Annotated in this window: 6 protein-coding genes, 2 tRNA genes and 1 pseudogene; 5 read left to right on the top strand and 4 right to left on the bottom strand. The window is 59.7% G+C overall.

What is annotated here, in order from left to right; all coding sequences use genetic code 11:
• Positions 1-1250, top strand: a 1250-nt coding sequence (locus ACIPIN_RS24770) for an adenylosuccinate synthase (RefSeq protein ID WP_401123313.1), incomplete at its 5' end; no start/stop codon positions are given.
• 150 nt (positions 1251-1400) lie between these two features.
• A complete protein-coding gene (locus tag ACIPIN_RS24765) occupies positions 1401-3335 on the top strand; it encodes a methyl-accepting chemotaxis protein (RefSeq protein ID WP_401123310.1) in 1935 nt (644 codons plus the stop codon).
• A gap of 92 nt (positions 3336-3427) precedes the next feature.
• On the opposite strand, the gene ACIPIN_RS24760 is transcribed toward ACIPIN_RS24765, so the two are convergent.
• From ACIPIN_RS24760 to ACIPIN_RS24745, 4 genes are all read right to left on the bottom strand, one after another.
• Entirely contained in the window at positions 3428-4993 is a 1566-nt protein-coding gene (locus ACIPIN_RS24760) for an ABC transporter permease (protein WP_401123308.1), read from the bottom strand.
• Positions 4993-6003 carry an extracellular solute-binding protein gene (locus tag ACIPIN_RS24755; RefSeq protein WP_401123305.1) on the bottom strand — a complete coding sequence of 337 codons (1011 nt, stop codon included), beginning with the start codon at positions 6001-6003 and terminating at the stop codon, positions 4993-4995. Before ACIPIN_RS24755 ends, ACIPIN_RS24760 begins: the two co-directional genes overlap by 1 nt.
• 329 nt (positions 6004-6332) lie before the next feature.
• Positions 6333-6419 (bottom strand) — tRNA-Leu (locus tag ACIPIN_RS24750).
• A gap of 165 nt (positions 6420-6584) precedes the next feature.
• Positions 6585-6671, bottom strand: a tRNA-Leu gene (locus ACIPIN_RS24745).
• A 225-nt stretch (positions 6672-6896) separates the two neighbouring features.
• On the opposite strand from ACIPIN_RS24745, the gene rnr reads away from it, so the two are divergent.
• From rnr to ACIPIN_RS24730, 3 genes and pseudogenes are all read left to right on the top strand, one after another.
• Positions 6897-9527 (top strand): ribonuclease R, encoded by a 2631-nt coding sequence (gene rnr / locus ACIPIN_RS24740; RefSeq protein WP_401123303.1) that lies wholly within the window; start codon positions 6897-6899, stop codon positions 9525-9527.
• On the top strand, positions 9524-10291 hold the full coding sequence (rlmB, locus tag ACIPIN_RS24735) for a 23S rRNA (guanosine(2251)-2'-O)-methyltransferase RlmB (protein WP_347903638.1): 768 nt from the start codon (positions 9524-9526) through the stop codon (positions 10289-10291). Before rnr ends, rlmB begins: the two co-directional genes overlap by 4 nt.
• 318 nt (positions 10292-10609) lie before the next feature.
• A pseudogene (locus ACIPIN_RS24730) lies at positions 10610-10676 on the top strand (30S ribosomal protein S6); the annotation flags it as partial.

The raw sequence follows: 10676 nt of genomic DNA, 5'->3' as shown, positions 1-10676 counted from the left end.
AGGGCAAAGGCAAGATCGTTGATCTGCTGACCGAACATGCTGCCGCCGTAGTGCGCTACCAAGGTGGCCACAACGCTGGCCACACGTTGGTAATCGACGGCGAAAAAACCGTCTTGCACCTGATCCCGTCGGGCGTGCTGCGCGATGGCGTGCAGTGCCTGATCGGCAACGGCGTGGTGGTTGCACCTGACGCCCTGCTGCGCGAGATCATCAAGCTGGAAGAGAAAGGCGTACCGGTGCGCGAGCGCCTGCGTATCAGCCCGTCCTGCCCGCTGATCCTGTCTTACCACGTAGCGCTGGACCAGGCTCGTGAAAAGGCCCGTGGCGAGCTGAAGATCGGCACCACCGGTCGCGGCATCGGCCCGGCCTACGAAGACAAGGTTGCACGTCGTGGCCTGCGCATCGGTGACCTGTTCCACCGCGAGCGTTTCGCCGCCAAACTGGGCGAGTTGCTGGACTACCACAACTTCGTACTGGTCAATTACTACAAAGAGCCGGCCATCGACTTCCAGAAGACTCTGGACGAGTGTATGGAATACGCCGAGCTGCTCAAGCCGATGATGCTCGACGTCACCGCCGAACTGCATAACCTGCGTCGCGACGGCAAAGACATCATGTTCGAAGGCGCCCAAGGCTCCCTGCTGGACATCGACCACGGTACCTATCCGTACGTCACCAGCTCCAACACCACCGCTGGCGGCATCGCGACCGGTTCGGGTTTTGGCCCGATGTACCTAGATTACATCCTCGGCATCACCAAGGCTTACACCACTCGCGTCGGTTCGGGCCCGTTCCCGACCGAGCTGTTCGACGACGTCGGTGCGTTCCTCGCCAAACGAGGCCATGAGTTCGGTGCTACCACCGGCCGTGCCCGTCGTTGCGGCTGGTTCGACGCCGTCATCCTGCGTCGCGCCATCGACGTCAACAGCATCTCGGGCCTGTGCCTGACCAAGCTGGACGTGCTGGACGGTCTTGAGACCATCAACATCTGCGTGGGCTACAAGAACCAGGATGGTGCCGTGATCGACGCACCGACCGACGCCGACAGCTACATCGGTCTTGAGCCAGTGTACGAACAAATGCCAGGCTGGACCGAGTCGACCCTGGGCGCCAAGACCCTGGAAGAGCTGCCTCAGGCTGCTCGCAACTACATCAAACGCGTCGAAGAGTTGGTCGGCGCGCCGATTGACATTATTTCGACGGGTCCGGACCGCAACGAGACCATCGTTCTGCGTCATCCGTTCGCTTAATAAGTCGTTGATGTAAAACACAAAGGGCCCTTAATCGGGCCCTTTGTCGTTTATATCTGTTGGGCGGCATGACCTTTGCTTTGAGCTTTGCTACAAGCATCGCTTCGTGAGTGCCATCAATTTAATGGCGCCAAAGTAGAGGAATTTCCTGTGTCGGCCGTTCTCTCACTGTTACAAAGCCGGTTGTTGCGGCCCGTGTTCGTTACCCTTGGTATCGCCTTGTTGGTGCAAGTGTTGGTGGCTGTCGCACTGACACGAAGCACCGTGACGGCATTGGAAGCTGACTTGGGCAATCGCCTCGGCATCGATAGCCAGAAACTCTCTGGCGAACTTGAGCAGGCCGGGCGTGAAGTCACCTCCAGTCTTGACAGCCTTTCCACCAATACCCGTCAGCGCCTCACGACCGGTTTGTCCTCGCGACTGAAGGAAGAGCAGGCACAATTGCGTGCAACCCTGGAAAAGGACCTGAAGGACTCCGCCAATGACATGGCTCAGCTCCTGGCTTCGGTCGCACCTCGCGCCATGTGGGACAGCGACGTTCCAACCCTGTCTGAATTCGCTCGTCGCGCCCAGCGCAATCCGAACGTGCTGTTCGTGGTGTACGACGACGCTACCGGCCAGCACCTGACCCGCTACCTGAACCGGGAAAATCCGATCAACGCAGCCCTTGTGGAAAAAGGCGAGGGTGAGCGGGCGCTGGATAAAGTGCTGAGTGCAGCGAAGAACGATCCTTCTGTCTACTACCTCGAAGCCTCGATCAATCCCAATGGCGTGGAAATCGGCAAGGTGCTGATGGGCGTCTCCACGGCGTCGGTGGAAACCGACCTGGCGGCCCTCGACAAGCGCTTCTCGGCGCTGATCGCCAGCAGTGATCAACTGGTCGGTGACAGCCTCAAGGGCGCTGCTGCCGATAGCGCCACGGCCATGCGTTCGCGTTTGCAGTCGGCGCAGTCCACGGCCACCGAAATGAAAGCGAATACCACCAGCACCGTTCAGGACGCGGCGGCGACTTTGCGCTGGCGGATCGGCATGGCGCTGGCGTTGGTCGGCTGCGGTGTCTTGCTGCTGTTGGCGGTCGTGCTCGGGCGGCGGGTGGTCAATCGTCTGAAGCTGCTGATCGCGGCGATGGATGATCTGGCGGCGGGTGAGGGCGATCTGACCAAGCGCGTGCAGATCAACAGCAAGGATGAAATCGGCGACATGGCTTCGGCGGTCAACCGCTTTGTGGATAAGTTGCAGCCGATCGTTCGCGAGGCGGGTGATGTGGCTCAGCGCACCGGTGTGGAAATCGGTGCGATGACCAAGCGCAATGCCGGCGCCGATGCGGCGGCGAAATCCCAGCGCGATGAGGTGGCGGAGAGCTTGCGTGCCTTGTCGCAAATGGCTGACGAGGCGCAGGCCGAAAGCCATGCGATGCAGGCGGCGTTGCAGCAGGTGGTGGATATTCGCCAGGCCACCGACGAAAACACCCGTACTTCAGCGCAGGTCGGCAGTCTGATCGAAGCATTGGCCGGGCAGGTCGATACCGGGGCCAAAGTCATCGAGCGTCTGGCGCAACAGAGTGAGCAAATTGAAGTGGTGCTGGAGGTGATTCACGGGATTGCCGAGCAGACCAACTTGCTGGCACTGAACGCGGCGATCGAAGCGGCGCGCGCCGGTGAGACCGGGCGTGGTTTTGCAGTAGTCGCCGATGAAGTGCGGGCGCTGGCCAGCAAGACTCAAAGTTCGACCGGCGACATTCAGGCGCACATCGGGGCCTTGCAGCAAGGTGCTCGTGAGGCTGTGGCGGCGATTGGGCAGGCGGGGCGTCAGGCCAGCGAAGGTTTGCTGGTATTGCGCGACAGTGCGCGTTTGCAGCAGTCGGTGCAGATCTCGGTTGAACAGGTACATGCGGCTATCGGTCTGGCGACTCAGGCAGCGGCGCATCAGGCCAAAGGCGCACAAGCGGTGCGTGGGCGGGTCGAGACCATTCATGCCCAGGCTGAGCGTTCGGCACAGGCAGTGGTGGAAACCACGGCTAGCGGCAAGGTGCTGGACAGTCTGGCGGCACAGCTGAAGGCGAGTCTGGGGCAGTTCAGGGCCTGATGGGTTGTTTGAACTGGCCCCTTCGCGAGCAAGCCCGCTCCCACATTAGACCGCGATCAAATGTGGGAGCGGGCTTGCTCGCGAAGGCAATCTCAACGGCTCAAATACATTCGGGTTGTTAACAGATAGACCGGCAACCCCGACGCCAGAATCAACAGCGCCGCATAAGGCGCCGCCGCCGCAAACTCGACATTCGCGGTATGTGCCCACACCTCTGTCGCCAGCGTGTTGAGCCCGGTTGGACTCAACAGCAACGTCGCCGTCAGCTCCTTCATTGCATCCAGAAACACCAGCGCAAACGCGGCACCTAATGCCGGGAAGATGATCGGCAGCGTCACTCGAGCGAAGGCGCTGAAAGACGACGCGCCGAGCGTCCGTGCCGCTTCTTCGAGTTGCGGTGCCGCCTTGTTCAGCGCTGTGCGAATCGGCGCCTGTGCCAGTGGCAGAAACAGCAGCGCATAAGCGATCAGCAGCAGTCCCGACGTCTGATACAGCGCCGGCACATAGTGCAGGGCGAAGTACACCAGCGTCAGCGCGATCACTAATCCTGGCAGTGCGTGCAGCAGATACGGCAGGCGTTCAGCCCACAGCGCCAATCGGCCCTTGTAGCGAACCACCAGCAGACCAACAGGTACCGCCAGCACCAGGCACAGCGCTGCGCCGCCCAGCGACAAGGCCAGCGACGAGAGCAAGGCTTCGCTGATCGCCGCCACCGGGAAGGCTGCCGATGAGCCGACAGCCAGCCAGTACGCCAGCATGCCCAAAGGAATTCCACTACCGATAATCGCCAGCAGCGAACAATAGAGCTGCCCGGCAACCGACCACGGGCCCAGCCGAACCTGTTCGGCATGTCGCGCCGCGCCTTGGCCGATCCGCACGTGCCGACCTTTGCCGCGAACCCGCAGCTCCAGCCACAACAGAACCAGGCACAGTGCGAGCAGCACCGCCGAAAGCATCGCTGCGTTGGCGTTGCTGAACTCCAGCTCGAACTGTTGATAAATGGCAGTAGTGAAGGTTTGCAGGCCGATGATCGATAGTGCGCCGAACTCCACCAGCATGTGCAGGGCGATCAGCAGGGCCCCGGCCAGCAACGAAGGCCAGAGCAGGGGCAGGGTGATCTTGAAGAACACGCCCCAGCGGTTCTGTCCCAGGGTACGGGCCGACTCTTCCAGCGCTGGGTCCAGATTGCGCAAAGTCGCCGCCACTGGCAAAAACACCAGTGGATACTTGGACAGGGTCATCACCAGAATCGCCCCGCCCAGGCCTTCGAAACTGGCGCTCAGGGAAACCCAGGTGAAGCTGCTGACGAAGGCTGGTACGGCAAACGGAAGGCAGAGGATCACGCCCCACAGACGTCGCCCCGGCAAGTTGCTGCGTTCCAGCAGCCAGGCCAGCGACAGGCCGATGATCGCGCAGGCAATCGTTACGCCGAACATCAGCAGCAGCGTATTGCGCAACAAGCCAAACACATATGGCCGCCACAGCAGGTGCAGCGCTTGTGCCCAGCCGGCCTGCCAGGTTTTGAGTCCGACATACAACAGCGGCAGCAGGCTCAGGCAGACCAATAGCAGCACTGGCAACAGCAGCCAGATCGATGGCCGTTTACGCCGCGGCACATAGCCCCCGCGCGCGGCGGAGGCTGTCAGCGATGCGCTCATCAGTTCAGGCCAACGTCGCGTTCCAGGTCCAGTGCTGCTTCAGCATTGCCGAGGTCGGCCGGGGTGACATCGGGGGCTTGCAGCTCGCTAAGCGGCTTGAGCCCGCGATCCGATTCCAGGCCTTTGCGCAGCGGGTATTCGGCGGTGGTCTGAGTGATCACGCGCTGACCTTCTTCGCTAGCCATGTAGGCGAGGAGCTGCTGGGCTTCTTGCGGGTGTTTGCTGGACTTGAGCACGGCTGCGCTGGACACGGTGATCAGGCCGCCGACATCGCCGCCGGTGAAGTAATGCAGTTTCGAGTCGAGCTTGCCCTTTTCTCGCTGCAAGGCGAACCAGTAGTAATTATTCACCAGCACGGTGGCGACTTCGCCGTTCTCCACAGCTTTCAGTGCCACCATGTTATTGCTGTAGACCTTGCCGAAAGCACGCAGGCCGGTCAGCCATTCTTCGGCGGCGTCCATCCCGTGCAGCTTGATGATCGCCACGGCCTGTTCCTGGAACGCACCGCTGCTTGGCACGAAGCCAACCTTGCCTTGCCACTTCGGATCGGAGAACTCCATCACCGATTTGGGCAGGTCTTTTTCGTCGACCAGTTTCGGGTTGAAGGCGACTACGCGGACCCGTGCAGTGATGCCGATCCACGTGCCATTGCCGGCAACGTAGTCTTTTGGCAGTACTTCGAGCGTGGCGGCGTCGGTCTTCGCCAGCAGACCTTGTTCGCCGAGTTTGTTCAGCGGTGGTGATTCTTCGGTGTAGATCACGTCGGCAGGCGAGCGATTACCTTCTTCGACGATCTGGCTGGCGAGTTGGTTGCTGCTGCCTTTGCGCACATTGACGTGAATGCCGGTCTTGGCTTCGAAGGCTTTGGCGACAGCGTCGCCGACTTCCTTGTGTTGACCGTTGTAGAGCGTCAGGGAAACCTTTTCGGCGGCTTGGGTGAGTGGAGTTGCCAGGGTCAGCCCCAGCAGAGTGATGGTCAGGCCGCGGCGCAGGGTATTTCGAAACATCATTCGCAGGGTTCCTCACTGTCGCATTGCAAAAACTTGCAACAATGATAAACGATATTGTTTCTCAAGTGCGCTTGGCAGGGTGGGCGAGGGTTTGCTGCCGATCTTCTGTGGCGAGGGAGCTTGCTCCCGCTCGGCTGCGAAGCAGTCGTAAATTCTGAGGATGCGGTGTGGTTGGCTGAAGGAGTGGGGGCCGCTTCGCGCCCCAGCGGGAGCAAGCTCCCTCGCCACGGGGGATGAAGTTGGCTTTAATTATTTGAAAGCCAGAAACGCAAAAACCCGCTTTCGCGGGTTTTTGTGAGATTCAAGATCGTTGACCTTGAACTTTGAATTGGTGCCCAGAAGAAGACTCGAACTTCCACGACCTTGCGGTCACCAGCACCTGAAGCTGGCGTGTCTACCAATTTCACCATCTGGGCAATATCAGCAACGTTGCCGCTGTTGATGTGGCGCACTATACGGAGAGCGTTTTGATCTGTAAACCCCTGTTTTGGTTTTAATAAATCAAACACTTAGAATGCAAAAACCCGCTTTCGCGGGTTTTTGTGTGAGCCTTGAAATTGATCTAATCTCAAGCTCGAAATTGGTGCCCAGAAGAAGACTCGAACTTCCACGACCTTGCGGTCACCAGCACCTGAAGCTGGCGTGTCTACCAATTTCACCATCTGGGCAGTATCGACATGCGTCTGCGTCGTCGATGGCGCGCACTATACGGAGCGTCCTTTTAACTGTAAACCCCTGATATCAAAAAAACCTGGAAAATTTTACGAGCGGCGCTCAATGCTATCTTTCCAGGCGGAGGAAGGAGCTTTTAGGGCCTCCAGGAGCCTGAAATTTCCCGTTTCATTACGCCTATGCCAAACTAACCCGCATATAGACAAGGTGAAAACTCTCTAATGGCCGATTGGCAGTCCCTCGATCCCGAGGCCGCTCGTGAAGCGGAAAAATATGAAAACCCTATTCCTAGCCGCGAACTGATCCTTCAGCACCTTGCTGATCGGGGTTCGCCTGCTAACCGCGAGCAACTGGTCGAAGAGTTTGGTCTGACCACAGAAGACCAGATCGAAGCCCTGCGCCGCCGCCTGCGCGCCATGGAGCGCGATGCTCAACTGATCTATACCCGTCGCGGCACTTACGCGCCGGTAGACAAGCTCGACCTGATCCTGGGCCGCATCAGCGGTCACCGTGACGGCTTCGGCTTCCTGGTCCCGGACGACGGCAGTGACGACCTGTTCATGAGCCCGGCGCAAATGCGCCTGGTGTTCGACGGCGACCGTGCGCTGGCGCGGGTTTCCGGCCTGGACCGTCGTGGTCGCCGCGAAGGCATGATTGTCGAAGTGGTGTCCCGTGCGCACGAAAGCATCGTCGGTCGTTACTTCGAAGAAGGCGGCATCGGCTTTGTGGTTGCCGACAACCCGAAGATTCAGCAGGAAGTGCTGGTCACCCCGGGTCGTAACGCCAACGCCAAGATCGGCCAATTCGTTGAAGTGAAGATCACGCACTGGCCGACCCCACGTTTCCAGCCGCAAGGCGATGTGGTGGAAGTGGTCGGTAACTACATGGCGCCGGGCATGGAAATCGATATTGCCCTGCGTACCTACGACATTCCTCACGTCTGGCCTGAAGCGGTGCTCAAGGAAGCCGCGAAGCTCAAGCCGGAAGTCGAAGAGAAAGACAAAGAAAAACGCATCGACCTGCGTCATCTGCCGTTCGTTACCATCGACGGCGAAGATGCTCGCGACTTCGACGATGCGGTGTATTGCGAAGCGCGTCCGGGCAAGCTGCGCCTGTTCTCCGGCGGCTGGAAGTTGTACGTGGCGATTGCCGACGTTTCCAGCTACGTGAAGATCGGTTCAGCGCTGGATACCGAGTCCCAGGTTCGCGGTAACTCGGTGTACTTCCCCGAGCGCGTGGTGCCGATGCTGCCTGAGCAGCTGTCCAACGGCTTGTGCTCGCTGAACCCGCACGTCGATCGCTTGGCCATGGTTTGCGAGATGACTATCTCCAAATCCGGCGAGATGACCGATTACTGCTTCTACGAAGCAGTGATTCACTCGCACGCCCGCCTGACCTACAACAAGGTCAGCGCGATGCTGGAGCAGCCGAAAACCACCGAAGCTCGTCAGCTTCGTGGTGAATACACTGACGTCGTACCGCACCTCAAGCAGCTCTACTCGCTGTACAAGGTGTTGCTGGCAGCCCGTCACGTGCGTGGCGCGATCGATTTCGAAACGCAGGAAACCCGAATCATTTTCGGTTCCGAGCGCAAGATCGCCGAAATCACTCCGACCGTGCGCAACGATGCTCACAAGTTGATCGAGGAATGCATGCTGGCGGCCAACGTGGCCACCGCCGAGTTCCTGAAAAAGCACGAAATCCCTGCGCTGTACCGGGTTCACGATGGTCCGCCACCGGAGCGCCTGGAAAAACTCCGCGCCTTCCTCGGCGAGCTCGGCCTGTCCCTGCACAAAGGCAAGGACGGTCCGTCGCCCAAGGACTATCAGGCGCTGCTGGCCGGGATCAAGGATCGTCCGGATTTCCATCTGATCCAGACCGTCATGCTGCGTTCCTTGAGCCAAGCGGTGTACAGCGCTGATAACCAGGGCCACTTCGGCCTGAATTACGAAGCCTATACCCACTTCACCTCGCCGATTCGCCGTTACCCGGACCTGCTCACGCACCGGGCGATTCGCAGTGTCATCCACTCCAAGCAGGACACGCCACATGTGCGTCGTGCCGGGGCGATGACCATTCCGAAAGCGCGTATCTATCCGTACGACGAGGCGGCGCTGGAGCAGCTCGGCGAGCAGTGCTCGATGAGCGAACGCCGTGCCGACGAAGCGACCCGCGATGTAGTGAACTGGCTCAAGTGCGAGTTCATGAAAGATCGCGTGGGCGAGTCGTTCCCGGGTGTGATCACCGCCGTAACCGGTTTTGGTCTGTTCGTCGAGCTGACGGACATCTACGTCGAAGGTCTGGTCCACGTGACCGCTTTGCCGGGTGACTACTACCACTTCGACCCTGTGCATCACCGCCTGGCCGGTGAGCGTACCGGTCGCAGCTTCCGCCTCGGCGATACCGTCGAAGTACGTGTGATGCGGGTTGACCTGGACGAGCGCAAGATCGACTTCGAGATGGCTGAAAAAACCATCAGCGCGCCGATTGGCCGCAAGAAGCGTGGCGCAGAAACCTCGGCTCCTGCTGCCAGGACGGCTGCTGAACCTGCGCCGGCGAAAACCGGTCGTCGTGGTTCCGTGAAGGAAAAAGCGGTCGAGGCTTATCGCCCAAGCGATGCTGCCGCGAAAAACGCCGAAGTACGTAAAAGTCGTGAAATGAAGCAGGCGTTGCTGGCCGAAGCGAAGAGCGGCGGTAAAGCGGCGTCTGGGGGAAAGGCCGGACGGTCGGCGCCTGAAAAGGCTTCCGGCGGCAAGCCAGCCAAACCGAGTAAACACCGTAAAGGCCCGCCAAAAGCGGGCTCGGCTCCAGCCAAAAGCGGTGGGGCGCGTAAACCTAAGGCCAAGTCATGAGTCAGTTGGAAAAAATCTACGGCGTGCATGCCGTAGAAGCATTGCTGCGTCATCACCCGAAACGCGTCAAGCAGATCTGGCTGGCCGAAGGCCGCAGTGATCCACGCGTTCAGACACTGATCGAGCTGGCCAACGAAAACCGCGTTGCGGTTGGTCAGGCCGAGCGTCGTGAGCTGGATGCCTGGGTTGAAGGCGTGCACCAGGGTGTGGTGGCGGACGTGAGTCCTAGTCAGGTCTGGGGCGAGGCAATGCTCGACGAGCTGCTCGACCGTACCGAAGGTGCGCCACTGCTGTTGGTGCTCGACGGCGTGACCGATCCGCACAACCTCGGTGCTTGCCTGCGTTCTGCCGACGCGGCGGGTGCATTGGCAGTGATCGTTCCGAAGGACAAGTCAGCCACCCTGACTCCGACTGTACGTAAAGTCGCCTGTGGCGCCGCTGAAGTGATTCCGTTGGTGGCCGTGACCAACCTGGCGCGCACCCTGGAAAAACTCAAGCAGCGTGGCTTATGGGTCGTCGGTACGGCGGGCGAGGCTGAGCAGGATCTATATCAGCAGGACCTGACCGGTCCGACCATCCTGATCATGGGTGCGGAAGGTAGCGGGATGCGCCGCCTGACTCGCGATCTTTGCGACTATCTGGTGCGCCTGCCGATGGCGGGTAGTGTCAGCAGTCTCAACGTTTCCGTGGCTACTGGAGTGTGCCTGTTCGAGGCCTTGCGCCAGCGCGGCGTAAAAGCCGCCGGAACCGCCAAAAAGTCCTGATCTGCTGCAAATCTAAAATGTGGGAGCGGGCTTGCTCGCGAAGAGGGTGTGCCAGTCGACATCAATATTGACTGACACTCCGCTTTCGCGAGCAAGCCCGCTCCCACAGTGGTTTCTGCTATGGCAAAGATTGGTGGTGTGAACGAACTGTTCAAATAATCACCAATTGCCTTGCACCTCCTCTGTCCCTTCTCTACAATTGCGCCCCTTGCTGTGACGGCAGGCACGCATGTGTCTATCGCCGGCAAGTCCATAAGTGTCATTCACTCCTTGTCTGACCGCTTTTGAGCGGCAGGCTACAACCCGTAAGGAGCATTCATGCGTCATTACGAAATCATCTTTTTGGTCCACCCGGATCAAAGCGAGCAAGTCGGCGGCATGGTTG

Source organism: Pseudomonas sp. NPDC087697, assembly GCF_044743155.1.
Taxonomy (GTDB): Bacteria; Pseudomonadota; Gammaproteobacteria; order Pseudomonadales; family Pseudomonadaceae; genus Aquipseudomonas.
The sequence above is the reverse complement of the archived record's forward strand: the minus strand, read 5'-3'. Positions and strand labels throughout refer to the sequence as shown.

Excerpts from the sequence above, each read along its gene's own strand:
- ACIPIN_RS24755 (WP_401123305.1), bottom strand. The coding sequence starts at position 6,003 with ATGATGTTTCGAAATACCCTGCGCCGCGGCCTGACCATCACTCTGCTG.
- rlmB (WP_347903638.1), top strand. The coding sequence starts at position 9,524 with ATGAGTCAGTTGGAAAAAATCTACGGCGTGCATGCCGTAGAAGCATTG.
- rnr (WP_401123303.1), top strand. The coding sequence starts at position 6,897 with ATGGCCGATTGGCAGTCCCTCGATCCCGAGGCCGCTCGTGAAGCGGAA.
- ACIPIN_RS24760 (WP_401123308.1), bottom strand. The coding sequence starts at position 4,993 with ATGAGCGCATCGCTGACAGCCTCCGCCGCGCGCGGGGGCTATGTGCCG.